This window comes from Streptomyces virginiae (genome assembly GCF_041432505.1).
GTDB lineage: Bacteria > Actinomycetota > Actinomycetes > Streptomycetales > Streptomycetaceae > Streptomyces > Streptomyces virginiae_A.
This window is the reverse complement of sequence record NZ_CP107871.1, coordinates 2207030-2232067: the sequence shown is the minus strand read 5'-3', so window position 1 is coordinate 2232067 and position 25038 is coordinate 2207030. Positions and strand designations below refer to the sequence as shown.

Annotated in this window: 23 protein-coding genes; 11 read left to right on the top strand and 12 right to left on the bottom strand. The window is 73.2% G+C overall.

Annotation, left to right across the window (positions count from 1 at the left end; all coding sequences use genetic code 11):
- The first annotated feature begins 40 nt into the window (after positions 1-40).
- Positions 41-901, top strand: coding sequence for an esterase/lipase family protein (locus OG624_RS10490; RefSeq protein WP_033223867.1), 861 nt, complete (start codon positions 41-43; stop codon positions 899-901).
- Positions 902-935: 34 nt separating this feature from the next.
- Here OG624_RS10490 and OG624_RS10485 read toward each other — a convergent pair whose 3' ends face one another.
- The 4 genes from OG624_RS10485 to OG624_RS10470 form a co-directional block, all read right to left on the bottom strand.
- The gene (locus OG624_RS10485; RefSeq protein WP_371639347.1) at positions 936-2009 is read right to left on the bottom strand and encodes a lytic polysaccharide monooxygenase auxiliary activity family 9 protein; all 1074 of its coding nucleotides are present in this window, start codon (positions 2007-2009) and stop codon (positions 936-938) included.
- Positions 2010-2206: 197 nt separating this feature from the next.
- On the bottom strand, positions 2207-2902 hold the full coding sequence (locus OG624_RS10480; RefSeq protein ID WP_051763572.1) for a hypothetical protein: 696 nt from the start codon (positions 2900-2902) through the stop codon (positions 2207-2209).
- Positions 2903-3123: 221 nt separating this feature from the next.
- The gene (locus tag OG624_RS10475; RefSeq protein WP_371587529.1) at positions 3124-3606 is read right to left on the bottom strand and encodes a DUF402 domain-containing protein; all 483 of its coding nucleotides are present in this window, start codon (positions 3604-3606) and stop codon (positions 3124-3126) included.
- Positions 3603-4550 (bottom strand): GNAT family N-acetyltransferase, encoded by a 948-nt coding sequence (locus tag OG624_RS10470; protein ID WP_326747749.1) that lies wholly within the window; start codon positions 4548-4550, stop codon positions 3603-3605. The genes OG624_RS10475 and OG624_RS10470 overlap by 4 nt, the downstream gene beginning before the upstream one ends.
- A gap of 71 nt (positions 4551-4621) precedes the next feature.
- On the opposite strand from OG624_RS10470, the gene OG624_RS10465 reads away from it, so the two are divergent.
- Positions 4622-5011: a GntR family transcriptional regulator gene (locus OG624_RS10465; RefSeq protein ID WP_078909509.1), complete on the top strand. Its 390-nt coding sequence runs from the start codon at positions 4622-4624 to the stop codon at positions 5009-5011.
- Positions 5012-5083: 72 nt separating this feature from the next.
- On the opposite strand, the gene OG624_RS10460 is transcribed toward OG624_RS10465, so the two are convergent.
- The gene (locus tag OG624_RS10460; protein WP_033223923.1) at positions 5084-6181 is read right to left on the bottom strand and encodes a DUF5925 domain-containing protein; all 1098 of its coding nucleotides are present in this window, start codon (positions 6179-6181) and stop codon (positions 5084-5086) included.
- Between the two features lie 206 nt (positions 6182-6387).
- Here OG624_RS10460 and OG624_RS10455 point away from each other — a divergent pair, with 206 nt between their 5' ends.
- Positions 6388-7194, top strand: coding sequence for an SGNH/GDSL hydrolase family protein (locus OG624_RS10455; RefSeq protein ID WP_033223924.1), 807 nt, complete (start codon positions 6388-6390; stop codon positions 7192-7194).
- Here OG624_RS10455 and OG624_RS10450 read toward each other — a convergent pair.
- A complete protein-coding gene (locus tag OG624_RS10450) occupies positions 7164-8915 on the bottom strand; it encodes a serine/threonine-protein kinase (RefSeq protein WP_063734157.1) in 1752 nt (583 codons plus the stop codon). The genes OG624_RS10455 and OG624_RS10450 overlap by 31 nt on opposite strands.
- 279 nt (positions 8916-9194) lie before the next feature.
- On the opposite strand from OG624_RS10450, the gene OG624_RS10445 reads away from it, so the two are divergent.
- A complete protein-coding gene (locus OG624_RS10445; RefSeq protein ID WP_030723188.1) occupies positions 9195-9464 on the top strand; it encodes a hypothetical protein in 270 nt (89 codons plus the stop codon).
- A gap of 48 nt (positions 9465-9512) precedes the next feature.
- Here OG624_RS10445 and OG624_RS10440 read toward each other — a convergent pair whose 3' ends face one another.
- From OG624_RS10440 to OG624_RS10430, 3 genes are read right to left on the bottom strand one after another with little or no spacing between them, the layout of a single operon-like run.
- Positions 9513-10709 (bottom strand): CaiB/BaiF CoA transferase family protein, encoded by a 1197-nt coding sequence (locus tag OG624_RS10440; RefSeq protein ID WP_371592512.1) that lies wholly within the window; start codon positions 10707-10709, stop codon positions 9513-9515.
- Between the two features lie 35 nt (positions 10710-10744).
- On the bottom strand, positions 10745-11530 hold the full coding sequence (locus tag OG624_RS10435) for an ABC transporter permease (protein ID WP_033223872.1): 786 nt from the start codon (positions 11528-11530) through the stop codon (positions 10745-10747).
- The gene (locus OG624_RS10430) at positions 11527-12519 is read right to left on the bottom strand and encodes an ATP-binding cassette domain-containing protein (RefSeq protein ID WP_371639346.1); all 993 of its coding nucleotides are present in this window, start codon (positions 12517-12519) and stop codon (positions 11527-11529) included. The genes OG624_RS10435 and OG624_RS10430 overlap by 4 nt, the downstream gene beginning before the upstream one ends.
- 73 nt (positions 12520-12592) lie before the next feature.
- On the opposite strand from OG624_RS10430, the gene OG624_RS10425 reads away from it, so the two are divergent.
- The gene (locus OG624_RS10425) at positions 12593-13318 is read left to right on the top strand and encodes a TetR/AcrR family transcriptional regulator (RefSeq protein ID WP_033223874.1); all 726 of its coding nucleotides are present in this window, start codon (positions 12593-12595) and stop codon (positions 13316-13318) included.
- Between the two features lie 51 nt (positions 13319-13369).
- On the opposite strand, the gene OG624_RS10420 is transcribed toward OG624_RS10425, so the two are convergent.
- Positions 13370-14494: a type ISP restriction/modification enzyme gene (locus tag OG624_RS10420; RefSeq protein WP_371640844.1), complete on the bottom strand. Its 1125-nt coding sequence runs from the start codon at positions 14492-14494 to the stop codon at positions 13370-13372.
- A gap of 145 nt (positions 14495-14639) precedes the next feature.
- Here OG624_RS10420 and OG624_RS10415 point away from each other — a divergent pair, with 145 nt between their 5' ends.
- Entirely contained in the window at positions 14640-14804 is a 165-nt protein-coding gene (locus OG624_RS10415) for a hypothetical protein (protein ID WP_167745570.1), read from the top strand.
- 115 nt (positions 14805-14919) lie between these two features.
- Here OG624_RS10415 and OG624_RS10410 read toward each other — a convergent pair whose 3' ends face one another.
- The gene (locus tag OG624_RS10410; RefSeq protein ID WP_371639345.1) at positions 14920-15669 is read right to left on the bottom strand and encodes a GntR family transcriptional regulator; all 750 of its coding nucleotides are present in this window, start codon (positions 15667-15669) and stop codon (positions 14920-14922) included.
- Between the two features lie 95 nt (positions 15670-15764).
- Positions 15765-17078 carry a homogentisate 1,2-dioxygenase gene (gene hmgA, locus OG624_RS10405; protein WP_371587525.1) on the bottom strand — a complete coding sequence of 438 codons (1314 nt, stop codon included), beginning with the start codon at positions 17076-17078 and terminating at the stop codon, positions 15765-15767.
- A 194-nt stretch (positions 17079-17272) separates the two neighbouring features.
- On the opposite strand from hmgA, the gene OG624_RS10400 reads away from it, so the two are divergent.
- The 5 genes from OG624_RS10400 to OG624_RS10380 all read left to right on the top strand — a co-directional run bounded on the left by OG624_RS10400 (position 17273) and on the right by OG624_RS10380 (position 24987).
- Positions 17273-19420, top strand: coding sequence for a right-handed parallel beta-helix repeat-containing protein (locus OG624_RS10400; protein ID WP_371587524.1), 2148 nt, complete (start codon positions 17273-17275; stop codon positions 19418-19420).
- 37 nt (positions 19421-19457) lie between these two features.
- Entirely contained in the window at positions 19458-20405 is a 948-nt protein-coding gene (locus OG624_RS10395) for a hypothetical protein (protein WP_371639344.1), read from the top strand.
- Positions 20406-20661: 256 nt separating this feature from the next.
- Complete coding sequence (locus OG624_RS10390; RefSeq protein ID WP_371589789.1) at positions 20662-21963, top strand: hypothetical protein; 1302 nt, start codon at positions 20662-20664, stop codon at positions 21961-21963.
- A 35-nt stretch (positions 21964-21998) separates the two neighbouring features.
- On the top strand, positions 21999-22619 hold the full coding sequence (locus tag OG624_RS10385) for a TetR/AcrR family transcriptional regulator (RefSeq protein WP_033223928.1): 621 nt from the start codon (positions 21999-22001) through the stop codon (positions 22617-22619).
- A 169-nt stretch (positions 22620-22788) separates the two neighbouring features.
- Positions 22789-24987 (top strand): molybdopterin oxidoreductase family protein, encoded by a 2199-nt coding sequence (locus OG624_RS10380; protein ID WP_371639343.1) that lies wholly within the window; start codon positions 22789-22791, stop codon positions 24985-24987.
- The last annotated feature ends 51 nt before the right edge of the window (positions 24988-25038 follow it).

The following is a 25038-nucleotide window of genomic DNA, read 5'->3' as shown; positions in this document are numbered from 1 at the left end:
CCACCTCATCCCCTTGAGTCACCCGCGAGGAGATCACCCGATGCTGCCCTGGAGACGCCTGCTCCGCCCACTCGCCGTCCTCACCCTCACCGCCGCCGCACTCGTCGCCCCCACCGGAGCGGCGCAGGCCGCGTCCGCCCCCAGCAGCGGCTGGAACAACTGGTCCTGCAAGCCGTCCGCCGCGCACCCGCGCCCCGTCGTGCTCGTGCACGGCACCTTCGGCAACTCCTGGGACAACTGGCTCGGCTTCGCCCCGTACCTCGTGAACCGCGGGTACTGCGTCTACTCGCTCGACTACGGCCAGCTGCCCGGCGTACCCCTCTTCAACGGGCTCGGTCCCATCGACAAGTCCGCCGGACAGCTCGACGTCTTCGTCGACAAGGTGCTCGCCGCCACCGGAGCCTCCAAGACCGACATCGTCGGGCACTCGCAGGGCGGCATGATGCCGCGCTACTACCTGAAGTTCCTCGGTGGCGCCTCGAAGGTCAACGCGCTGGTCGGGCTCGCCCCCGACAACCACGGCACCACGCTGCTCGGATTCACCAAGCTGCTCCCGTACTTCCCCGGGGCCGAGGACCTGATCAGCACCGCGACCCCGGGCCTCGCCGACCAGATCGCCGGATCCGCGTTCCTGCAGAAGCTGAACGAGGGCGGGGACACCGTGCCCGGGGTGAAGTACACGGTCATCGCGACCAAGTACGACGAGGTGGTGACGCCCTACCGGAGCGGCTTCCTGGACGGGGCGAACGTACGCAACGTCGTACTCCAGGACCTGTGCTTCCTGGACCTCTCGGAGCACGTCGGCATCGGGCTCACCGACCGGATCGCCTGGCACGAGGCGGTCAACGCCCTCGACCCGGCGCACGCCGAACGGACCACCTGCGCCTCGGTCTTCGACTGACCGGGCGCGGGCGGTCCGACACCGGCCCGAGCGGCTAGCGGCCGTGGCGGCTCGTCGTCGTACGCGCGGTACGACGGCGGGCGGCCGCGAACAGCGTGGCCGCGCCGACGGCCAGGGCGGCGGCCCCGGCGATCGCGATCGTCGGGGTGGCGCCGTTGCCGCCCGTCTCCGCGAGGTTCTCCTTGGCCGTGGCCGGCGAGGAGGAGCCGGCCGCGATCGGGACGGCGGCGGCGTCCTTCGTGCCGTTCGTCTTCGGGTCGTTGTCGCCGTGGCCGTTGTGCTCCACGGTGGACTTGCCGGCGCCGTCGGAGATCTGCTGGTCGGTCGGGGCCGAGGGCTTGGCGACGGGCTTCTCGCTCGGCTTGGAACCCGTCCCGGTGGCGGGCGCGGTGGTCGGAGCCGTACCGGAGTTCCCACCGTTCCCGCCGTTCCCTCCGTTCCCTCCGTTCCCGCCTCCGGTGTCCTTGCCGAAGACCACGTCCGAGCAGGTGTAGAAGGCCTCCGGGCTGTCGGAGCGCTGCCAGATGCTGTAGATGAGGTGGCGGCCCGACTTGGCGGGGACGGTTCCGGAGAAGACGTAGTCGCCGTTCTGCATGCCCGGGTCGGTGACCTTCGCGAACGGCGCGGGCTCCAGGTCGGACCAGGCCAGGGGCTTCGTCGGGTCGTAGCCGTCCTTCGTCACGTACAGCTCGAAGGTGCCCTTGTGCGGGGCCGTGCCCTTGTAGCGGAAGGTGTGCGCCCCGGCGGACATCGGGCCTGCCGGCCAGTCGGCGCGGGCCAGGTCCAGTCCCCGGTACTTGTCGTTGCCGGCCGAGCAGAGCTGCCCGTTCGGGATCAAGGAGCGGTGGTTGCCGGCGGCGTTGGCGATGTTGACCGCGTTCCAGTCGTAGAACGGCTGTGTCCCGGCGGCGGCGACCGCGGCCTTGCAGGCGGCCGACTTCGGGGATTCCGGCCCTTCGGCGTAGCACGCCGCCACCCGGCTGACCGGGTCCGTCATCGAGCCGTGGGCGACCGCGGGAGCCGCGGCGTACGCGGCCACCGCGAGCGGGGCCAGGCCGACGGCGGCGATACGGGTCAACGTGACGGCGGTGCGGCGGCGTGCGGGCATGGGGGATCTCCTTCGGGCACAAGGCAGGGGTGTGCCGGCGGAATCGGACTCCGTGGTGCGCCGCCCCCCGGCGGCGCCGCAACGGGCCCTTCCTGTCCTGGCCCGGCCAAGCTAGCCGCCCCGACCACCGGTTCCGCCCCCTCAGGCCCGCCGGGGCGGATCCTTAGGGTCCTCTTAAGTCAGGGACAAGCGCCGCCTCAGGAACGGGCGTCGCGGAGCCCCGGGGGTGTCTCGTCGGCCGTGAGCAGGTCCCGCACCTGCGCGGCCGTCCAGTTCCCGGCGGCGCCGGGGCAGGCCGCGAGGTAGTCGGCGATGTCCTGCTCCTGCCAGGGGCCGGACTCCAGGAGGCCGCCGGCCAGGTAGCGCAGGTACGCGCCCGACGGGTTGAGCACCTCGACGTCCCGCAGGCTCCACGGCGCGGTGAAGGTCAGCACGGGGATGCCGTCGATCGTGCCCGGGCAGATCAGGGTCTCGTACCGACCCGGGCCCAGCTCGTCACGGCCGTCCCGTAGGGCCGTGGTCAGATCCAGGTCCGCCCCCGGCTCCTCGTACATCTCCTGGGCGGCGATGTCGGACATCTGGCCGACCGTCACCAGGTGTGCCCGTCCGCGCGTGCGTCCGGGAGCCGTGGGGTCGTAGAAGCCCCGGCCCCCCGTCCACACGGGGGACTCCGTGGCGAAGTACAGGCGGCCTGCCAGCTCCACCGCGATCGAACGCTCGGGGGCCCGGTGGTCCCGGCAGCCCGGGTAGGTGCGTGCCGCGCCGGGCGGGGTCCCGCCGGCGAGGTAGGTGGCGAGGCGGTCCATGTGCATGTTGGAGCCGTAGGAGGCGTACCAGACCCGCTCGGGCGTGGGGATCGACCCGGCGAGCGGGGTGGCGGTGTGGACGACCATGCGCGGCTCCTCGGGATCGGGAAAGGGCGGGGGTTTCCACCCGGCCGCCGACCGGGCGACGGCGATCCGGAATCTCCCCTGTCATATGCCTATCGGGCCACTGAGGCCCGTGCGTATGGTGTGGCCCCGGACCATCCCGGGCCCGGCGCCCTCCCGGCTCCCCACGGGAGGGCCGCCGCGCGCCCCACGTCCCCACGCCCACGCCCCACGCCGTCCCGGGACTACGAGAGCAGCGCGGAAAGGCCCGCCGCGGACCGGGCCTGGTCGTCCAGCGCGTCCAGGGCCCGTACCGCCTGGGCCGCGGCCTCCGGGTCGCTCGCGGCGAGGCCGCTCTCGGCGAACTCGTCCTCGTCCAGCCGCAGCACGGAACTCCCGTCCGCCGACACCCACAGGTCGAGGTCGAGGTCCTCCACGAGGATCTCCCCGCTCCGCACCAGGGCCGGCCGCGTGACGTCGCAGTACCAGCCCTTGAGGTCACCGCCCGCGGTCCACACCTCCTTGACCGCGTACCAGCGGGTCCGCCAGAAGTGCTCGACGAACACGTCGCCGGGCTCGAAGCGCACGAAGCCGAAGTCCCGTACGCCCTCGGCCGCCCAGGGGGCGCGTACGGAGATGCGGTCGCCGTCGTCGGCGACCTGCGCCGCCGGGTAGCGGATCTTGGTCCGGCCGGCCTTGGTCAGGACGACGGTCAGCTGCGCGGTCACAGGGTCTCCAGTTTCTTCGTGTAGCGCGTCTCGGTCGCGCAGATCTCGTAGCCGAACCACGTGTTGATGGCGAGCATCGGCTCATTGCCCGCGTCGTTGCCGGTGAAGGCCTCGGTGTACCCGGCCGCGCGGGCCCGGTGCAGGGCGACCGTCTTGGCGAGCTTGGCCAGTCCCCGGCCGCGGAAGGCGCGCAGGGTGCCGGTCATCGCCGAGCCGCAGCGGGTGGCGCCGTCCGTCTGCACCGCGGTGAAGGAGGCCACCGCACCGTCCACCAGGGCGACGGTGGTGAGCTCCTTGTCGAGGGTCGGGTTGTTCCAGACGTGTACGCGCCAGTGCTCGTAGTCGTCCAACTCCGCCGCCACATCGCCCGGTTCGTCGCGGGTCGCCTCGGCGTCGGCCTCGAAGAGCGGACGCGGGTCGGCGGCGAAGGCGGAGCCGGGACGCAGCTCCACCCCGGCCGGCAGGTCCCCGGCGCGCGGTGGCTCGGGCAGCGTGGCCGCCGCCAGGTCCAGGCGCAGGAAGTGCGCCGAGCGGCGGGGCCGGTAGCCGTGCCGCTCGGCGAAGGCGCGGTGGGCCGGCTCGTCGAGGACCCAGGCGTACGTGTCCACCGCGCCGTGCGCGGCGAGGTGCTCCTCGGCGGCGCGGAGCAGGAGGCGGCCGGCGCCGAGGCCGCGGTGGGCGGGGTCGACGTACGTGGTGAGGTACGACTGGCCGGGCTCGGGGCTGTCGTACGCGATGCCGGCCCGGGCGGCGCCGATGACGCGGCCGTCCGGGCTTTCGGCGACGAGGATCCGGTGGTGCTTCGCCGGGTGGGCGCAGGAGAGCTCGAAGCTCAGGCCCTCGGCGCTGGTGATCGAGAAGGGCAGGGCCGCGCGGAGCACCCGCACGACGGACGCCGCGTCCGAGGGGTCGCCGGCACGGACGTCACGGATCGATGCGGTCATGAGGCAGACGCTACGTGCGCCTTCGCGACGCGCGCCTCCCAATTAACCGCCGATGGGGGACAATCACCCGCGTGACCTCGACAAACCTGAAGATCACCATCGACGGCTCGGCCGGCTCGGCCGCCCCGTACGAACAGCTGCGCGCGCAGATCGCCGACCGGGCCCGGTCGGGGAAGCTCCCGGCGGGCTTCAAACTGCCGACGGTACGGGGCCTGGCCGAGGAGCTGGGGCTGGCCGCGAACACGGTCGCGAAGGCGTACCGGGCGCTGGAGGCGGACGCGGTGATCGAGACGCGGGGCCGGAACGGGACCTTCATCGCGGCCGCGGGGGACGCGGTGTCCCGGGAGGCTGCCGCTGCGGCCCAGGCGTACGCGGACCGCGTCCGCCGGCTCGGCCTGACGCAGGCCGAGGCGCTCGCCACGGCGACGGACGCCCTCCGGGCCCGGTACGCGACCAAGTGACCACCACCGGCCGTTCCGGCCTCGCCCGACGCGGTCGGCGGGGCCGGAACGGTGGGTGAACCGCGCCGGAGGCTAGAGGTACAGGCCCGCCTGCGAGCCGTGCGGCTGGGGCGGCAGGATCGCCGCCGGGCCCGTGCCGCGCCGTAGCGCGAACAGCTCCGCCAGGCTGGCGCCCTCGCGGGAGACGCCCTCGTCCGTGCCCAGCCAGTCCACCGCCTCCCGGTGGGTCAGCCGGCCGACCTCGATGCGGGCCAGGCAGCGCCCCGGCCGGACCACCGCGGGGTGGAGCCGTTCCAGGTCCTCGTTGGTGGTGACCCCCACCAGGACGTTGCGGCCCTGCCCCAGCAGTCCGTCCGTCAGGTTCAGCAGCCGGGACAGCGCCTGCCCGGCCGTGTGGCGGGCCTCGCCCCGGATCAGTTCGTCGCAGTCCTCCAGCAGCAGCAGCCGCCAGCGGCCCTTCGCCGTGCCCTCGTCCTCGCCGATCGCGATGTCCATCAGGTAGCCCACGTCGTTGAACAGCCGCTCCGGGTCCAGGACGCAGTCCACCTGGCACCAGTCCCGCCACGACCGGGCCAGTGTCCGCAGCGCGGAGGTCTTACCGGTGCCCGGCGGCCCGTGCAGCAGGAGCAGCCGGCCCGAGATGTCGTCCGGGGTCACCTTCATCAGCCGGTCCATCGCCCCGGCCACCGGCGCCGTGTAGTTGGGCCGTACCTCCGCCCAGGTCCCGGCCGCGATCTGGCGGGTCGTCCGGTACGGGCCGCGGCGCGGGGAGACGTACCAGAAGCCCATCGTGACGTTCTCGGGCTGCGGTTCGGGCTCGTCCTGGACGCCTTCGGTGGCCTTGCCGAGCACGCCCGCGGCGAGTTCGTCACTGACCGCCGTCACGGTGACGTCGGCGCCCCGGCTCCAGCGCGAGACGAGCATGGTCCAGCCCTCGCCCTCGGCGAGGGTGGCGCTGCGGTCGCTGTCGCGCGCCGAACGCAACACCGTGGCCTCCGGCGGCAGGAGGGTGGCCTCCGCCTTGACCCGCTCGATCGACACGCTGTGCGAGTACGGCTGCTCGCCCGACGCGAACCGGCCGAGGAAGAGCGCGTCGACGACGTCCGACGGTGAGTCGCTGTCGTCGACGTTGAGCCGGATCGGCAGCGCGTCCTGCGGGTTGGCTGACATGGCGCCCATGATCCGGCACACGATGGCGTCGTGCACCCGTGTTTCGCTGGATCGGGTGCCCAAGTTCCCTCTTCAAACGCATTCGCAGTGAAGGTTCGGGCCGCAACTCTGCCCTGAATATTCTTGGCATGGACACTTCCAGCGGACCTCGGCTGCTTGTACCACGGACTCAGGAGTAACCCCCACAAGGAGCCGCACACATGAGCATGAAACTGTCGCGCTTCGCTGCCCTGACCTCCTCCCTCTTACTCGCCGCGGGCGCCACCCTGTTCGGCGCGGGCCAGGCGGCCGCCACCGCCCGGGCCGACTTCGGCTACGTCGCCCTCGGCGACTCGTACTCCTCCGGCGTCGGCGCCGGCAACTACGACGGCGCGAGCGGCAACTGCAAGCGCACCACCCGCGCCTACCCGGCCCTGTGGGCCGCCGCCCATTCCCCCCGGACCTTCTCCTTCACCGCCTGCTCGGGCGCTCGTACGGGTGATGTCCTCTCGGGTCAGCTCGCCCCGCTCAACTCCGGCACCGACCTCGTCAGCATCACCATCGGTGGCAACGACGCCGGATTCTCCGACGTCATGACCACCTGTGTGCTCCAGTCCGAATCCACCTGCGTCAACCGCGTGAACCAGGCCAAGGCCTACGTGGACTCCACCCTCCCCGGCCTGCTCGACCAGGTCTACAACGCCATCAGCAGCCGCTCGCCCGCCGCGCACGTCGTCGTCCTCGGCTATCCCCGCTTCTACAAGCTGAACGGCACCTGCACCACCGGCCTCACCGAAGGCGAGCGGTCCGCCATCAACGGCGCCGCCGACCACCTCAACACCGCCATCGCCAAGCGCGCCGCCAACCACGGCTTCACCTTCGCCTCGGTCGCCGGCACCTTCACGGGCCACGAGATCTGCTCCGGCAACGCGTGGCTGCACAGCGTCAACTGGTTGAACATCGGCGAGTCGTACCACCCGACCGCGGCCGGACAGTCCGGCGGCTACCTGCCGGTCTTCACGAACGCCGCCTGATCGGCCGACTCCGTCCGATCCGTCCGGACCGCCCCGTCGGCCCCGTCCGACCCGTCGGTCGCCGGACCTGCCGGACTCGCCGGCGCGCTCGTCGTCGCCGACGGTGACGGCGACGTCGTCGCCGAAGTGCTCGGCCCGGGGGAGGGGGCCCCGCTCGTCGGGGTCTCCTTCCGGCACGTCACCGAGGTGGTCACCCACTGGGTGGCCACCTCCGCCGGTCCCCGCACCTCCAGGCGGACCGCGTCCTCGAAGGCCCCGTCCGGTGCGTGCGTGAGCTCGGTGTGCTCCAGCCGCCGGCTCCTCGGTCCGCCCTCCTCGTACGTGACGGACTGCCAGTCGGGTCCGGAGGTACGTCCGCTGCGCGTGGCCCAGCGGTACTCCAGCACGACCGGGATGCGCTCCACCTCCACGGTGGCCGTGAAGGCGGGCGCGGACCCGGCCGGTGGCGGGCAGCTGCCGGTGTACGAGGAGCGCACCACGTCCACGTACACCGAGACGTGCTGTCCCGCCGCGCCCGTGGCGGACGCCGACACCGGGGCCGAAGGAGCCGTCGTCGGCGTCCTGGTCACGGTCCGAGAAGCCGTCGCCGAGCCCGTCGGAGAGCCGTTCCCGGCGCCCGTCCCGTCGCCGTTCCCGCGATCCTTGAACAGCAGCCACCCCACCGCGATCAGAGCCAGCGCCATCAGCACGATGCCGACGGTCAGCACCAGCCCGGCGTTCCCCTCGCGGGCCACCGGAGGCGGCGTCCCGTACGGGGCCGCATGTGCCGGTGGCGCCGCGGGCGTCGGCTGCGCCCGGTACGGCTCGCGCGGGGTGTCCGTCCCCTGCCCGTGGTGCGCGACGACCGTCGGCGCGTCCGGCCCCGACACCGGCCCGTCGGGAGCCCGTACGCTCCCGCCCGCGCCCACCACCCGCAGCATCCGGGCCGCCTCCGCCGCGGGCAGCCGCTCGGCCGGGTCCTTGCGCAGCAGCCCCTCCAGTACGGGCGTCAGCGCCCCGGCCCGACGTGGCGGCGGCAACTCCGAGTCCACCACCGCCCGCAGGGTTTCCAGCGGGGTGGCCTGCCGGAAGGGCGAGACCCCCTCGACGGCGGTGTACAGCATGATCCCGAGCGCCCACAGGTCCGAGGCGGGTCCCGGATCGCGTCCCGACGCCCGCTCGGGCGCGAGGAATTCGGGCGAGCCGACCACCTCGCCCGTCATGGTGATCGAGGAGGAGCCCTCCAGGGTCGCGATCCCGAAGTCGCCGAGCACCACCCGGCCGTCGTTGGCGATCAGGACGTTGCCCGGCTTCACGTCCCGGTGCAGCACCCCGGAGTCGTGCGCCGAGCGCAGCGCGGCGAGCACCTGTTCCCCGATGTGCGCGGCCCGCTGAGGGGTCATCGGCCCCTCGGCCTCCAGTACGTCGGCCAGCGAGAGCCCGCGCACCAGCTCCATCACGATCCAGGGCCGCCCGCCCTCCGAGGCCACGTCGTAGACGGTGACGACCCCGCGGTGCGAGACCCGGGCCGCGGCCCAGGCCTCCCGCTCCAGCCGCCGGTACAGCCGCTCCAGTTCGGTGGGTTCCAGCCCGGCCGGCGCCCGCACCTCCTTGACGGCGACATCGCGGGCGAGTACCTCGTCCCGGGCCCGCCACACGATGCCCATCCCGCCGCGGCCGATCGGTTCGAGCAACCGGTAGCGGCCCGAGATGACACGATCGGAGTTCGATTGGTCACTCACGCGCGCCCCCGAGTGTGCTCCCGTGCGCCCGGGCGTCACCGGGCGATCACTCCAAGTTAGCGCAGTGTGGGCCAAGTGGCCCCTGTCGTGACGGGACTCGCGCGAGGGCCTTTCGCAGCGTGACGTCTGTGCGGAGAGTAATCGACGACTCCGCTGAGTAATCGTCAACTCCCGGTCGCCACAGGGGTAATTCACACCACCGGGATACCCGGGGGCGACGCAGGGGCGATAGGGTTAACCTGCCCGGGCCGGGTGCCCTCGTACGGGTGGGGAGAGAACATGGAACAGATAGCAATGCGCAGCAGGCCGCCTCGCGTGCCTGCCATCACCTGCGGCAGCAGTGCGACCAGCTCGCGCCTCGACCGCCACCTCTCTGTGCTGGGCGGTCCCGCCGTCCCGCATCGGGAGACCGCCGAGGCGACGCTGCTGATGCGCGAGCTCACCTCCCGCGACCACACGCACCGCCTGCGGAGCCGGAGCGCGCGCGTCTCGCTCTTCGCGCCGCTGCGTCGTCTGCGTCGCACGCTCTTCGGCAGCCGCCGCTCGTAACCTTTCCCGTACCGCAGCCGTCGGCCCTCGGCCTCCGGCTCCCCGGCCCTACCCGATCACACCGTCCCGGCGCAGTTCCGAGATCTGTGCGTCCGCCATCCCCAGGGCGCGCAGCAGGGAGTCGGTGTGCTCACCCAGCGCGGGCACCGCACCCATGTGCGGTGCCGCGCCGCCCGGCAGCCCGATCGGCGGCAGCAGGGCCCGCAGCGGACCGGCCGGTGTGCCCACCTCCCGCCAACGGTCCCGGGCCGCGAGCTGCGGATGCCCGGCCAGCTGGGCCACGGAGTTCAGCCGCGCGCACGCGATGCCCGCCGCCTCCAGTCGCCCGATCGCCTCGTCCGCGCCGAGCCGGCCCAACGCCTCGGCCACCACCGCGTCGGTCTTCTCCCGGTTCACGGTGCGCGCCGCGTTCGTCGCGTACGCCGGATCGTCCGCCAACCCAGGCTGTTCCAGCACCTGTTGTGCCAGCCGCCGCCACTCGCGGTCGTTCTGCACCGACAGCAGCACCCGGTCCCCGTCGGCCGTCGCGTAGGCGTCGTAGGGTGCGATCACCGCGTGCGCGAGGCCGGTTCGTACGGGCTGCTCGCCGCCGTGCATCGTGTGGTGCAGCGGATGGCCCATCCACTCGGCGAGCGCGTCCAGCATGGACACCTCCACCCTGCCGCCGCGCCCGGTGACCCCGCGGCGCAGCAGGGCGGCCAGGACGCCCGAGAAGGCGTACATGGCCGCCGCGATGTCGGCCGCCGGGATGCCCGCCTTGACGGGCTGTTCGGGGGTGCCGGTCACCGACACCAGGCCCGCCTCGCACTGTACGAGCATGTCGTAGGCGCGCTTGTGGGCGTACGGGCCCTCGGCCCCGTAGCCGGAGACGTCCACGGCGACCAGTCGGGGGTACCGCGCGCACAGTGCGGCCGAGTCGAGCCCGAGTCGGGCGGCGGCCCCCTGCGCGAGGTTCTGCACGAAGACGTCGGCCCCGCCCAGCAGTCCGTGCAGGACCTCCCGGCCGCGCGGGTCCTTCAGGTCGAGCGCGATGGACTCCTTGCCCCGGTTGGCCCACACGAAGTGCGAGGCGAGACCGTGCGCGGCCGTGTCGTAGGCACGGGCGAAGTCGCCGCCGTCGGGCCGCTCGACCTTGATCACCCTGGCGCCCAGGTCGGCGAGCTGGCGGGTGGCGAAGGGGGCCGAGACGGCCTGTTCGACGGCGACGACGGTGATGCCGTCCAGGGGGAGCGGTTCGGTGGTCATGGGCCCTGCCTACCGGGTCGGACGGGCCGCTGTCACTACCGGCCGCGTGCGAACCTGCGCGTCGCCAACGGTACGAACAGCGCGAGCAGCACGCCCGACCACAGCAACGCCCCCGCCACAGGATGGGCGGCGGGCCAGGCGGCGCCGGCCTCGGCCGCGCCCCCCGCGTTCCCGCACAGCTCGCGCACGGCGGTGGCGACCGCGCTGATCGGGTTCCACTCGGCGACCGCGCGCAGCCACCCGGGCAGCCCCGCGGTCGGCAGGTACGCGCTGGAGAGCATCGGCAGGACGAAGGTGGCGCTGCCGAGCTGGCCGGCCGCCTCCTCGCTGCTGCTCAGCAGACCGAGGTACGTGCCCACCCACGCGGTGGCGAAGCGGAACAACAGCAGCACGCCGAGCGCGCCGAGCGCGCCGGACAGGCCGTTCTCGATGCGCCAGCCCATCGCCAGCCCCACCAGCATCAGCGGCACCATCGACACGCCGGTGGTCAGCAGGTCGGCGGCCGTCTGTCCGAGCGGTACGGCGGTGCGGCTCATCGGTAGGGTCCGGAACCGGTCCATCACCCCGCGGTGGGCGTCCTGCGCGGCCGTGAACATGCCGGTCATCAGGCCGTTCGCGGCGGTGGCGGCCAGCAGCCCGGGGACCAGGAACTCCCGGTACTCCGCACCCGGCATGGCGAGCGCACTGCCGAAGACGTAGCCGAAGAACAGCAGCATGGTGATCGGCATCGTCTGGGTGAGGACCAGCAACGCCGGGGCGTGCCGCGCCTTCTGGAGCTGGCGGGTGAGGACGGCTCCGCCGTCGGACAGCAGGGTGCTCATGCGGCGTACTCCTGATCGGCGGTGGCGGCCTCGACGGCGGTGCCGCGGGGCTGGGTGAGGCGCAGGAACACCTCGTCGAGGGTCGGCGGGCGCAGGCCGGCGTCCGTGACCGGGACTCCGGCGGTGTCGAGCTCCCGGATGATCCGCGGCAGGGTGAGGGCAGCGTCGAGGACGGTGACGCCGACGGTCAGTTCCCGCTCGTCGAGCACGGGCCGGCCGCCGGTGAGCTGGTCGAGGACGGCCGCGGCGCGCGCGAGCGCCCCGGGCTCGGCGACGGTGACCTCGGCGCGGGCGCCGATCCGGGCCTTCAGCCGGGCCGGAGTGCCGGTGGCGGCGACCCGGCCGCGGTCGACGACCACGATCTGGCCGGCCAGTCGGTCGGCCTCCTCCAGGTACTGGGTGGTGAGCAGCACCGTGGTGCCCTCGGAGCCCTCCTCGACGAGTTCCCGCACCGCCGTCCAGATCTGCTCGCGGGCCGCCGGGTCCAGGCCGGTGGTGGGCTCGTCGAGGAACAGCACCCGCGGGCGGGTGACCAGGCCGGCGGCCAGGTCCAGGCGCCGCTTCATGCCGCCCGACCAGGTGGCGGCCGTCCGGTCGGCGGCCTCGCCGAGTCCGAAGCGCTCCAGCAGCTCGTCGGCGCGGGCCCGGCCCGCGCGTCCGCGCAGTCCGGCCAGCCGGGCGAAGAGCCGGAGGTTCTCGCGGCCGGTCAGGTCTCCGTCGACGGAGGCGTACTGGCCGGTGACGCCGATCGCGCGGCGGACGGCCGCGGGATCCCGGGTGACGTCGTGGCCGGCGACGAGGGCGCGGCCGCCGGTGGGGGCGGTCAGGGTGGTGAGGATCCGGACGGCGGTGGTCTTGCCCGCGCCGTTGGGCCCGAGGAGGCCGCAGACGGTGCCCTCGGGAACGGCGAGGTCGAGGCCGCGCAGGGCGTGGACCTCCCCGTAGTTCTTCTCCAGACCTTCACTAAGTACAGCGTACGTAGTCGTCATGTGCGCCACCGTACCTCACTAAGTACGGTGTACGTAACTAAGATGGTGGGGAGACGACGAGGTGATCTGAGCCATGACAGCCGGCGGGCGACCCGCTGAACCCGAAGTGATCTGGTCCCGCCCCCAGCGGGCCGGCCGCGGCCCCAGGCCCGCGCACAGCCGTGAGTCCATCGCGTCCGAGGCGGTGCGGATCGCCGACGAGGAGGGGATCGATGCCGTCTCCATGCGGCGCGTGGCGTCCGGGATCGGCGCCGGGACGATGTCCCTCTACAACTACGTGCCGCGCAAGGAGGACCTGTACGAGCTGATGGTCGACGCGGTCAGCGGGGAGTACGAGCTCCCGCCGCCGACCGGCGACTGGCGGGCCGACCTGCTCGCGCTGGCCCGTGGGACACGCGCGCTGATGCACCGCCATCCCTGGCTGCCGCGCCTGCTGAACCCTGTCTACGGCTTCGGCCCGAACGCCCTGCGCTATCTGGAGTACAGCCTGGACTGCCTGGCTCCGCTCGACGTCCCCGACGGCGAGAAGCTGGAGCTGATCGCCGCCGTCAACGGCACCGTCGCGACCTTCGTGGCCAGCGAGTCGGCCATGGCCGAACGGGCCCGGACCCTGCCTTGGGGCGAGGCGGAGGAACAGCGCGTACGGACGGCCTGGCTCGGCTCCCGGCTGGCCACCGGGGAGTATCCGCGGCTGGCGGCGGCCCTCGTCGCCGGCGGTCCGGTCCCCGGTGCCGGGCTCGACATGGACACGGTGTTCGACCGCTCGATGGCCCGGCTCCTGGGGGCCTGGGACGCGTAGGCCGCCCGCCCACCGTCCTCGGAGGGAGGTCGTCGCGGGCGGTGGTCCGCCTCAGAGGAGGGCGAACTGCCCGCCCGGGCCTTCCTCCTGGTGGTCCAGCACGGACGCCGGGCGCCGGGCCCAGGCCGGCGGCGGCAGCACCCCGGCCACGCGCAGCGCCTCGGTCGACAGCTCCGGACCGATCTCGAACGCGGCCCGCTCCGGGGCCAGTTCCGCCAGCAGTGCCAACGTGGTCACCAGGGCGAGCAGCTCCGACGTCCAGCTCTGCGGCCACTCGACCGGCCCCAGCGCCGCCAGACCCTCGGTGTCCGGACCCCGGTGCGCGGTGCGGGCGGCGAACCAGGCCGGCAGCACCCGCACGCCCTGCGCCTCGTACTCCCAGGCCCCGGCCGGGACGGGGGAGACCGTCCCGCTCCCGAGGCTGAGCGTCTCGCTCCCGGCGTCGTACGCGAGCTCGGGCGGCCAGCCCGTGACCGCCGAGCGGACGTACGGCCGGCGCCCGCCGGGCAGCCGGGGCGGTTCGCCGCCGCGGGCCCCGCGCAGCTGCACGCCCAGCAGCCGGTGCCCCAGCTCCAGCCCGGCCCGCCAGCGCTCGGGATCGGCGGCGAGCGGGACCTCGTACCCGCGCGGAGCCGTGCGGCCCGCCACGAGGATCCAGGACAGGACGTCCTCGGGGGTGACCGGGCCGCCGTGGAGCGCGTCCAGCAGGGGCAGCAGGCCGGGCGCGAGATTCGGCTCGGCGCCGCCGGGGCGCCGGTGCAGGGGGCGGATCCGGCCGAGGCGGCCGACCGGGAGGTGTGCGGTGACCAGCGGATCCGGGGTCAGGGCGAGGAACAGCTGGTGCTCGTCCCGGACCCGCCAGAGCTCGGGGCGGGCCGCGTCGATGAGCCGCTGGTCGGGCAGCAGCCACTGCTCGTCGAAGGGCTCGCGGAGCACCCGTACGGGGTCGGGGCAGGGGCCCGGGTCGTCGGCGAAACGGGCCGTGGCCGCCGACCGCTGCCCGGGCAGGGCGGCCGCCCCGGCGTCGGGTCGACGGCTGCGGCTCGGGCGGAACAGCCGCTCCCGCTCGGCGCCTTCGGAGCCGGCCAGGGTGGCCCAGCGGGCGCGCAGGGCCGCCGGATCGGGTGCGGCCACCCAGTCCCGGCCCAGGCGCAGGCCGCCCACGGACCAGGGCATCAGATCATCGAGCAGCGGTACGTCATCGCTCACGCCGCCGATGGTAGCGACGGGATCCGATGGCCGGGCTGCGTCCAGGCCGGCGAGCTAGGCTCCTTGTATACGCATTCGTACGGTTTCGACCGAGGAGGCTGAGGAGGCGGTCATGAGCCAGTACGACGAATACACGACCCCGTCACAGGCCGAGGGCGAGCGCCTCGACGAGGACATGGACGAGGCCCACCGCAAGCAGTTGCAGCACCCCCACACGATGCGGACCACGCCGTCCCAGGCGGAGGGCGAACGCACCAGGGAGGACGACGAGAAGTAGGCGCGCGGCGCCGCGGGACCGACAGGGCCCGCAGGGCCGACAGGGAACGCAGGACCGGCAGGGAACAGGACCGTCCCGGGGCGTCGCAGGACGTCCCGGGGCCGCCCGAGGGGTGTCAGTGCGCGTCGACCGTCACCGTGAAGGAGAACCGGTCGCCGCGGTAGCGGATCCGGGCCACGTCCACCACCCGGCCGTCCTCGTCGTAGGTCACGCCCGTGTAGTGCAGGATCGGGCTCAGCAGCGGCACCTGGAGCAGCTCGGCCGTCTCCGGGTCGGCCAGCCGGGCCTCCACGGTGTCCGTGATCCGGCTGATGCGCACCCCCACGATGTCCCGCAGGACCTTCGTCATCGGCCAGCGTTCGAGATCGGCGAGGTTCACCGCCTCGGCGAACTCCGGGAGGACCGCGTTCTCCGCCCAGTTGGTCGGCTCCCCGCTCTCCCGGTCGTGGCGCAGGCGGCGGTAGGTGACCACCTCGGCCGTGCCGGGGAAGTGCTCCAGCAGCTCCCCGGACACGGCGGTGCGGCCGTGCCCGAGGATCGTCGTACGGTCGCCCGACTGCTGGGCCACGATCGCGTCGACCGAGCCCAGCAGCCGGACCGGGGTGCTGCGCAGGGCGCCCGGCTCGATGAAGGTGCCGCGCCGCCGGTGCCGGCTGATCAGCCCCTCACCCTCCAGCTCCTTGAGCGCCTGCCGCATGGTCAGCACGCTCACCCCGTAGTGCCCGGCCAGCTGCTCCTCGGTGGGCAGGCGCAGCGAGGCGTCCGGGGTGCGCCCCAGTATCGAGGCGCGCAGTGACTGCGACACCTGGTACCAGAGCGGCAGCTTCCGATTCAGTACCAGCGAGTCGGGGGCGAAGGCGGTCACGGGTGGATCTCCGAAGGGCTGGACAGGGGTGACGTGCGGCGCACGCACCGTACGGCGCGTGCAGGGTACGGCGGATGCAGCGTATGCAGTGCAGGTCAGGCGCGGAAGTGGCGCTGCAGACCCTGCCACACGTCGTCGTACCCGCGCTGGAGGTGATCCGCGCCGGCCGCCTGCGCGGTGGCGGTGATCGGCCAGCGGGTCTCGAACATGAAGGCCAGGCCGTCGTCGATCTTCTGCGGCTTCAGCTCGGCCGCACTCGCCCGCTCGAAGGTCTCGTGGTCGGGTCCGTGCGCGGACATCATGTTGTGGAGCGAGCCGCCGCCGGGGACGAAGCCCTCGGCCTTGGCATCGTAGGCCCCCTCGATCAGGCCCATGTACTCGCTCATCACGTTGCGGTGGAAGTAGGGCGGACGGAAGGTGTCCTCGCCGACCAGCCAGCGCGGGGCGAAGACCACGAAGTCCACGCCCGCCAGCCCCGGGGTGTCGGAGGGCGAGGTCAGGACGGTGAAGATCGACGGGTCGGGGTGGTCGTAGCTGATCGAGCCCAGGACGTTGAAGCGGCGCATGTCGTACACGTACGGGACGTGGCTGCCGTGCCAGGCGACCACGTCGAGCGGGGAGTGGTCGTACGTGGCGGACCAGAGGTTGCCGCAGAACTTGTTGATCACCTCGGTCGGGCGCTCGCTGTCCTCGTACGCCGCCACGGGGGCCTGGAAGTCCCGTGCGGCGGCGAGGCCGTTGGCGCCGATCGGGCCCAGGTTCGGCAGCTCGAAGGGCTGGCCGTAGTTCTCGCAGATGTAGCCGCGGGCGTCGGCGTCCAGCAGCTCGACGCGGAAGCGGACGCCGCGGGGGATGAGGGCCATGTCGCCCGGGCGGGCGGCGAGCAGGCCCAGTTCGGTGCGCAGGAGCAGCCCGCCGCGCTCGGGGACGATCAGCAGCTCGCCGTCGGAGTCGCTGAACACCCGGTCGGTCATGTCGGCGTTGGCGGCGTAGAGGTGGATGGCCATGCCGGCGCGCTGGGCGGCGTCGCCGTTGCCGCCGAGGGTCCACAGGCCGGAGAGGAAGTCGGTGCCGGGGGCCGGCGCGGGCAGCGGGTTCCAGCGGAGCCGGTTCGGGTCCGCCACGGACTCGGTGAAGGGTGCCGAACGCAGGGCCCCGTTGTCGATCCGGGTGAAGGGCGGGTGCGCGGCCGAGGGGCGGATCCGGTAGAGCCAGGAGCGGCGGTTGTGGGTGCGGGGCTCGGTGAAGGCGCTGCCGCTGAGCTGCTCGGCGTAGAGGCCGAGGGGGGCGCGCTGGGGCGAGTTCCGGCCGATCGGCAGGGCGCCGGGGACGGCCTCCGAGCTGTGCTCGTTGCCGAAGCCGGTGAGGTACTCCAGTGCCTCGGCCGTCTTCCTGGCCTGCTCGCTCATGTGCTGCTCCCGCTCCGTCGAAGGAATCCTATGGTCGACAGTAGGATTCCTCGGCTCGCACGTCAACGGCGGACCTGCCCTCGGCCGCGAGATCGACGGGAAAGACCGGAAATGGGGCCGGAAACGCCAGGAGGGGCCGCGGATTCGGTCCAAGGGGGATCCCAAAAGATGAACATTGCTCTACTCTCACGCGCATGTCGTGGACCCGCAGGTTCCCTGCCGTGCCGGCGGCGCTCCTCGCCGCCCTCCTCGCCCTCCTGTCCCTCCTCGTCGCCGCGCCCGCCGCCAGCGCGCACGAGGAGCGCCCGATCACCCTCCCGGACGGCTCCGGATCGGTACCCGAGTACCGCACGGCGGAGCCCGACCTGATCGTCTGCAAGACCGACCGGCCCGCCTTCGAGCGCCGGATATCCGCCTTCCCCGAAGAGCTCAGGCAGCGCAACCTCGCCCTGTACGAGCGGTGCGAGAAGAGCGGCTACCGACACCTCCAGGAGGCCGTCGACGCCGTCGACCGGCCCGGGATGAACATCGCGATCCTCCCCGGCCTGTACGAGGAGGAGCCCTCCCTCCCCGCGCCGACGGGGGAGTGCGCCGTGCTGAAGGCCCCCCAGTCCTCGCTCGGGTACCAGATCCTGTCCTACGAGCAGCAGGTGCAATGCCGGCACAACCAGAACCTCGTCGCCATCCTCGGCAAGACGAACCTGCAGATCGAGGGCACGGGCGCGTCACGGCTCGACGTGGTCGTCGACGCCAAGTACCAGAAGCTGAACGCCATCCGGGCGGACAAGTCCAACGGCGTCTACTTCCGCAACTTCACCGCCCAGCGCACCACCTTCAACTCGCTGTACGTGCTCGCGGGCGACGGCTTCGTCATCGACGACGTGCTGACCCGCTGGAACGACGAGTACGGCTTCCTGACCTTCGCCAGTGACCACGGGCTCTACAAGAACTGCGAGTCGTACGGGAACGGCGACTCCGGCATCTACCCGGGCAGCGCCTCGAACATCAACGACGGCCGCGGCTACGAGGTCCCCCGGTACTCCATCGAGATCACCGGCTGCCGCAGCCACCACAACATGGTCGGCTACTCCGGCACCGCGGGCGACTCGGTGTGGGTGCACGACAACGAGTTCGACCAGAACATGGGCGGCGCCTCGATGGACAGCGCCTTCCCCGGCCACCCCGGACTCCCGCAGAACCACGCCAAGTTCGAGCGGAACCTGATCCACGACAACAACCAGGACTACTACGGTCACGTCGCCGACGGCACCTGCGCCAAACCGCCGATCGAGCGCGGCTACGAGCGGGGCGTGGTCTGCCCGCAGATCTCCATGCCGCCGGGCACCGGCATCATCACCGCCGGCGGCAACTGGAACCTCTACGAGAACAACTGGGTGTACGGGCACCGGCGCGCTGGCTTCTTCCTCAGCGCGGTCCCCGCCTTCATCCGGGGCGAGGAGGCGTGGTCGAAGCAGACCGACACCTCCCACCACAACCGGTACGCCGGGAACGTCATGGGCAAGGACAGGTCCGGCGCCGCCCGCCCCAACGGCATGGACGTGTGGTGGGACGGCCAGGGGCGCGCCAACTGCTGGCAGGACGGACCCGACGGCTCCACCCCCGGGACCGTCCCGCAGTGCGGCGACCGCCGGGGCGAGGTCTCGGGGGCGTCCGCCCGCCTGGTCGGCGAACCGGTCAAGCTGGTCCAGCTCCTCGTCTGCGCGGACTACAACGTCCAGGCACGCAAACTCCCGGCCGGCTGCGACTGGTACGGCGCGCGTGGGCTGGAGCGGGTGGAGACCCAGCTCGCGCTGGCCGTGGCCGCCGTGCTACTGCTGGTCGGCGGGGTCCTGTGGTGGCGCCGTCTGCGCGGCTCGCGCCTGGGCACGGCGGCCTCGCTGGCCGGGCTCGCGGGTCTGATCCTGGACGTGGCGGGCTCCACCATGTCCCTGACCGCCACCTTCGTCCCGGCGCTCGCCCTGCTCCTGCTCGGCCTGTGGTGGACGGGCGTCGGCCTGGCCCTGCGGGCCGGCCGCCCCTGGTTGGCCCGTCTGACCCTGCTACTGGCCGGGCTGACCCTGCTGGACGCCTTCGACAAGGCCGTCCTGATGATCCCCTGGACCCCCCTGAGCCCCGCCTGGGTACGGGCCCTGGTCGCCGTGGTCTGGGTGCTGTGGGCGGTGGTGGCCTCGGCCCGCCCGGGCACCCCGGCCCGGCCGTCCGGCCCGGGCGGCGACCCCGCGGGCGACCGCGAGCCGGTCCCCGCCGGCCCCGCCCCGGCGCTCAGCGCGGCCGCCCCGGAACCTCCGGCGACCCCGACGACCCCGGATCCCGCGCCGTGACCCCCGCCCAGGCCGCCGCGACCACAGGAGGCAGGCCGTGACCGACCGGCCCGAGCACCGGCCCGACGCGCTCGACGACGACAACCGCTGCGACGCCTGCGCCGCGCCGCCACCCCGCGCGGTCCGCAGGCTCCGCCGAACCGCCCGCGCCGCGGCCCTACTCACCCTCGCCCTCCTCCTCGCGGGCGGCGCGGCGACGGGCTGCGGCGGGCGGGCCACCACCCACCACAAGCCCGGCACCAGCCACGAGCAGGCGTCCGGCAGCGTGGGCACCCTGCTCACCGCCACCGACGCCGGCGGCCACCGATTCCGCGAGGTCTCGGCCGAGGGCGCGCCGGAGGTCCAGCTGACCGTCCGCCCGGACTCGGAGGACGGCTGGAACCTCCAACTGGCGGTGAAGAACTACCGCTTCACCCCCGACAGCACCGGCGGCGCCGCCCTCCCGGGCGCGGGCCACGCACACCTGGAGCTCGACGGCCGCAAGCTGGCCCGGCTGTACGGCCCCTGGTTCCACCTGCCCGCGGCGCAGGTCCCCGAGGGCGCGCACACCCTGACCGTCCGCCTCTACGCGGACGACCACACCGCCTGGGCGGTCGCGGGCAAGCCGGTCGAGGGCACGGCCCAGCTCACCGCCACCGCCACCGCCACCGCCCCGGGCCAGGCGGGCGGACACAGCCACGGCGACACCCCACCGCCGCCCCAGGCCCCGCAGTCGGAGCAGGCCGACCGTACGGTCACCATCACCGTCCGGGACGGCAAGGTCAGTCCGGCTCCCGCCCGCACCGAGCTGCGGCGCGGAGAGCGCGTGGCCCTGCGCTTCACGAGCGACCGCGCGGACACCCTGCACGTCCACGGCTACGACAAGGAACTCGCCCTGCCGGCAGGTCAGGAGGCCACCCTGACCCTGACGGCCGACCGCACGGGTCTCTTCGAGGTCGAGACCCACACGTCCGGCCTCGTCCTGACCCAACTCCTCGTCCGATGACCCCACCCCACCCCGAGCTCACTCCCGCGCCCGGACCCACTCCCGCGCCCGGACCCACTCCCGCGCCCGGACCCACTCCCGCGCCCGGGGCCGGACCTGCGCCCAGGGCCGAACCCGGGGCGGGGTCCGCACCACGGGCGGTGCCCGGGCGGCCGGGCCCTGCCGTCCGCGGGACGTCGCCGCGGGTGGGTCGATGGTGAGCCCGCTCGGGCCGGGCCTCGCCGCGGGCGCGGGTGAGGGGGGCCACGGCCAAGGCGTGGTCCTTCACCCGGCCGATCCGCTCACCTCGCTCGCGCACGGGATCGGGTCCCAGCACGATCTACCGATCTCTCCCTTCTACGCCTTCGCCGGTGCCTTCGCCGCGCTGTTCGTCTCCTTCCTCGCGCTCGGCCTGCTCTGGTCCACCTCCCGCTTCCGCGGAGAGCGCTCGGGCCTCGCCCTGCCCGCCGCCCTCCAGCGGGTGGCCGACGCGCCGACCACCCGAACCGCCCTGCGCGCCCTGGGGCTCGCCGCCGCCACAGCCGTCCTGCTCCACCTCCTCCTCGGTCCCGACGACCCCGCGCACAACCCCGCCCCCGGCGCCGTCTACGTCCTCCTCTGGGTCGGACTCGTGCCCGCCTCCCTCCTCCTCGGCCCCGTCTGGCGCCTGCTCAACCCGCTCCGCACCCTGCACCGCCTGCTCTCCCGGGCCCTGCGCCGCGGCGGCCCCGACCACCCGCTTCCCGCCCGGCTCGGCCAATGGCCCGCCGCCGCCGGACTGTTCGGCTTCACCTGGCTCGAACTCGTCGCTCCTGATCCCGCATCCACCACCACCCTCCTCATCGCCCTCACCACCTACGCCACCGCCCAACTGCTGCTCGCCGCCCGCTTCGGCGAGCGATGGTTCGACGACGGCGACGCCTTCGAGACCTACTCCACCCTCTTGGCCCGGCTCTCCCCCCTCGGCCGTCGCAGCGACGGCCGCCTCGTTCTCCGTAACCCCTTCCACGGACTCGACGCGACACCCGAGCGGCCCGGACTCGTCGCCACCGTCTGCGTCCTGCTCGGCTCCACCGCCTACGACGGCTTCTCCGACAACCCCTCGTGGATCAACGCCATACAGACCTCCCCCCTCGGCCGCATCCCCACGGCCACACTCGGACTGCTCGGTTCCATCGCCCTTGTCGCCACCCTCTACTGCCTCTGCGCCGCGGCCACCCGCCTCGTCAGCGGCCCGCACCCCGGCCCGCTGACCGCCTTCGCGCACTCACTCGTACCGATCGCGCTCGGCTATCTCATCGCCCACTACTTCTCCCTCCTGGTAGTCGAAGGACCACGCACAGTAACCATGGCACTCGGCACTGACAACGCCCCCGAACCCGTGCCACCCCTGGGTCCCGGCGGCCTCGCCGCCCTCCAGGTCATCGCCGTCGTCACCGGTCACGTGCTCGGAGTCGTCGCGGCCCACGACCGGTCCGTGCGCCTCTTCCCGCCCGCGAAAGCGGTCGCCGGGCAACTGCCGTTGCTGGCGCTGATGATCACTTACACCGTCGGAGGGCTCAGTCTTCTGCTGAACTGAGACCCCCACCGAACCGAGAAGCGAGGAGCGGCATGATGGACCCCGTGCCTCCCGCCCACTCCCTGCGCCGAACGCCGATCCAGCAGCGCAGCGCCGACCGGCTCGCCCGGATCCTCGACGCCTGCGCCGAACTGCTGGACGAGACCGGGTACGAGAACCTCAGCACCCGTGCCGTGGCCCTGCGCGCCGGCGTGCCGATCGGTTCCGTCTACCGCTTCTTCGGCAACAAGCGCGCCATGGCCATCGCCCTCGCCCACCGCAACCTCGACCGCTACGTCGACGGCATCGCGGACCGACTCGCCGACCTCCCGGCCACGCACTGGCGGCCGGCCGTGGACGCGGTGCTGGACGAGTACCTGGCCATGAAGCGCAGCGTTCCCGGCTTCGCGCTCGTCGACTTCGGCGTGCCCGCACCGCCGACCGAGGGGCCGGAGGAGGACCCCAACCACCAGGTCGCGGCCCGGCTGACGGAACTGCTCTCCGCGCACCTCGCCCTGACCCCCGACGCCACCTTGGAGCGGGCCGTCCTCGTCGCGGTCGAGGCCACCGACGCACTGATACAGCTCGCCTTCCGGGCCGACCCGGCCGGAGATCCCGGGATCGTCGCCGAGACCCGCGCCATGATGCACGCGTACCTGGCCCGCGTGCTGGACTGACGCCCCTGACGGTTCCGCCGCCTCCCTCCCGGCCTCCGTCTCCGGCCGGCCGATCCGTCCCGCGCACCCCTCCCCGCACACCCCTCCCCTCCGTCCGTACCGGTCGGTATGCTCGATGCGTTCCGCGTGCCCGCGTCCGTGCAGCAGACCGCCGCCCTCTGGAGGGCCCATGTCCCGCACCGCCCTGCGTATCTGCCCCCTCTGCGAAGCCACGTGCGGCCTCACCCTCACCCTGGGGGACGGTGTGGTCACCGGAGCCCGCGGTGACCGCGAGGACGTCTTCAGCCGCGGCTTCATCTGCCCCAAGGGAGCGGCGTTCGGAGCGCTCGACTCCGATCCCGACCGGTTGCGGGGCCCCCTCGTCCGCCGGGACGGCCGATTGCAGGAGGCCACGTGGGAGGAGGCCTTCGACGCCATCGCGGCCGCCGTCCCCGCCCAGGTCCAGGAGTACGGGCCGCAGTCGGTCGGCGTCGTCCTCGGCAACCCGAACGTCCACACCATGGCCGGCGCCCTCTACCCGCCCCTGCTCCTCAAGAGCCTCGGCACGCGCAACCTCTTCACCGCCAGCACCCTCGACCAGATGCCGAAGCACGTGTCCAGCGGACTGCTCTTCGGCGACCCCTTCGCCATCCCGGTCCCCGACCTCGACCGGACCGACTTCCTGCTGCTCCTGGGGGCGAACCCGGTCGAGTCCAACGGCTCCCTGTGCACCGCCCCCGACTTCCCGGGCCGGCTCAAGGCCCTGCGCGCCCGCGGTGGCACCCTGGTCGTCGTCGACCCGCGCCGTACCCGCACGGCCGCGCTCGCCGACCGCCATCTCGCGCCGCGCCCCGGCAGCGACGCCCTGCTGCTGGCCGCCCTCGCGCACACCCTGATCGAGGAGAAGCTCGCCGACCCCGGCGTGCTGGAGGAACACCGCGACGGCATCGGGGAACTCGGCGCCGCGCTCGGGAGTTTCACCCCTGAGGCCGTCGCACCCGCATGCGACCTCACCGCCGCCGAGATCCGCACGCTCGCCCGCGAGCTCGCGGCCGCACCCACCGCCGCCGTCTACGCCCGGATCGGCAGTTGCACCGTCGAATTCGGCACGCTCGCGAGCTGGCTCGTCGACGTACTGAACCTCCTCACCGGCAACCTCGACCGGCCGGGCGGAGCGCTCTTCCCGCTCTCCGCCACGGCTCCCGCGGGGCGCCCCGCGGGACCGGGCAAGGGCTTCACGCTCGGCCGCTGGTCGAGCCGCGTGGCCGGCCACCCGGAGGTCAAGGGCGAGCTGCCCATGGCCGCGCTCGCCGAGGAGATCGAGACCCGGGGCGACGGGCGGATCCGAATCCTGCTGGCCATCGCCGCCAACCCGGTCCTGTCCGCACCCGACGGCGACCGGCTGGACCGGGCGCTGTCCGGGCTGGACTTCATGGTCTCGGTCGACCCCTACCTGAACGAGACCTCACGCCACGCCCACGTCGTCCTGCCACCGCCGCCGCCCTCGCAGAGCGCGCACTTCGACTTCGCGTTCAATGGGTTCGCCGTACGCAACCAGGCCCGCTACTCGCCCGCCGCCCTCCCGTTGGCGGACGGGCGCATGGACGAGTGCGAGATCCACGCGCGCCTGATCCTCGCGGTCTCCGGGCTGCACGGAGCGCCGCCGGAGGCGGTCGACGAGCGAGTCATCTCCGACGCCCTGGCCCGCGCCGTCACCGATCCCCACTCGCCGCTCCACGGCCGCGACCCGCAGGAGCTCGCCCGCCTGCTGACCGGCCGTACCGGACCCGAGCGGCGCCTCGACCTGATGCTGCGCACGGGCCCGTACGACCTGACACTCGACGATCTGTTGCAGGCGCCGCACGGCATCGACCTCGGTCCGCTGCAGCCGCGGCTTCCGGGCGTGCTGAAGACCCGCAGCGGCAGGATCGAGCTGCTCCCGGACCCGATCGCGGACGAACTCCCCAGGCTGCGCGCGGCGCTCGCCGACCGCCCCGCCGCCCTGGTGCTCGTGGGCCGCCGCCATCTGCGGTCCAACAACAGCTGGTTGCACAACGTTCCGGCCCTCACCGGAGGTTCCAACCGCTGCACCCTTCAGGTCCATCCGCAGGACGCGGATCGGCTCGGCCTCGTCGACGGAGGGCAGGCCAGGATCACCGCCGACGGCGGGAGCCTGGAGGTGCCCGTCGAGGTCACCGACGCCATCCGCAGCGGTGTGGTGAGCCTTCCGCACGGCTGGGGCCACGACCGGGCCGGCTCCCGGCTGTCGGTGGCCGCCGCGGTACCCGGCGCGAACGTCAACCAGCTGCTCGACGGCACCCGCATGGACCGGCTTTCCGGCACGGCCGTGCTCAACGGCTTCCCCATCGAGCTCACACCCCTGCCCTGAGCTGGTGCCCTGAGCTGGGGTTTTGCTCGTATTGCTCACGCGTGGACGTCT

Excerpts from the sequence above, each read along its gene's own strand:
- OG624_RS10460 (WP_033223923.1), bottom strand. The coding sequence starts at position 6,181 with ATGTCAGCCAACCCGCAGGACGCGCTGCCGATCCGGCTCAACGTCGAC.
- OG624_RS10415 (WP_167745570.1), top strand. The coding sequence starts at position 14,640 with ATGAGCCAGTACGACGAATACACGACCCCGTCACAGGCCGAGGGCGAG.
- OG624_RS10445 (WP_030723188.1), top strand. The coding sequence starts at position 9,195 with ATGGAACAGATAGCAATGCGCAGCAGGCCGCCTCGCGTGCCTGCCATC.
- OG624_RS10455 (WP_033223924.1), top strand. The coding sequence starts at position 6,388 with ATGAAACTGTCGCGCTTCGCTGCCCTGACCTCCTCCCTCTTACTCGCC.
- OG624_RS10425 (WP_033223874.1), top strand. The coding sequence starts at position 12,593 with ATGACAGCCGGCGGGCGACCCGCTGAACCCGAAGTGATCTGGTCCCGC.
- OG624_RS10470 (WP_326747749.1), bottom strand. The coding sequence starts at position 4,550 with ATGACCGCATCGATCCGTGACGTCCGTGCCGGCGACCCCTCGGACGCG.
- OG624_RS10400 (WP_371587524.1), top strand. The coding sequence starts at position 17,273 with ATGTCGTGGACCCGCAGGTTCCCTGCCGTGCCGGCGGCGCTCCTCGCC.
- OG624_RS10420 (WP_371640844.1), bottom strand. The coding sequence starts at position 14,494 with ATGCCCTGGTCCGTGGGCGGCCTGCGCCTGGGCCGGGACTGGGTGGCC.
- OG624_RS10430 (WP_371639346.1), bottom strand. The coding sequence starts at position 12,519 with ATGACGACTACGTACGCTGTACTTAGTGAAGGTCTGGAGAAGAACTAC.
- hmgA (WP_371587525.1), bottom strand. The coding sequence starts at position 17,078 with ATGAGCGAGCAGGCCAGGAAGACGGCCGAGGCACTGGAGTACCTCACC.
- OG624_RS10385 (WP_033223928.1), top strand. The coding sequence starts at position 21,999 with ATGGACCCCGTGCCTCCCGCCCACTCCCTGCGCCGAACGCCGATCCAG.
- OG624_RS10480 (WP_051763572.1), bottom strand. The coding sequence starts at position 2,902 with ATGGTCGTCCACACCGCCACCCCGCTCGCCGGGTCGATCCCCACGCCC.
- OG624_RS10440 (WP_371592512.1), bottom strand. The coding sequence starts at position 10,709 with ATGACCACCGAACCGCTCCCCCTGGACGGCATCACCGTCGTCGCCGTC.
- OG624_RS10435 (WP_033223872.1), bottom strand. The coding sequence starts at position 11,530 with ATGAGCACCCTGCTGTCCGACGGCGGAGCCGTCCTCACCCGCCAGCTC.
- OG624_RS10490 (WP_033223867.1), top strand. The coding sequence starts at position 41 with ATGCTGCCCTGGAGACGCCTGCTCCGCCCACTCGCCGTCCTCACCCTC.
- OG624_RS10485 (WP_371639347.1), bottom strand. The coding sequence starts at position 2,009 with ATGCCCGCACGCCGCCGCACCGCCGTCACGTTGACCCGTATCGCCGCC.
- OG624_RS10380 (WP_371639343.1), top strand. The coding sequence starts at position 22,789 with ATGTCCCGCACCGCCCTGCGTATCTGCCCCCTCTGCGAAGCCACGTGC.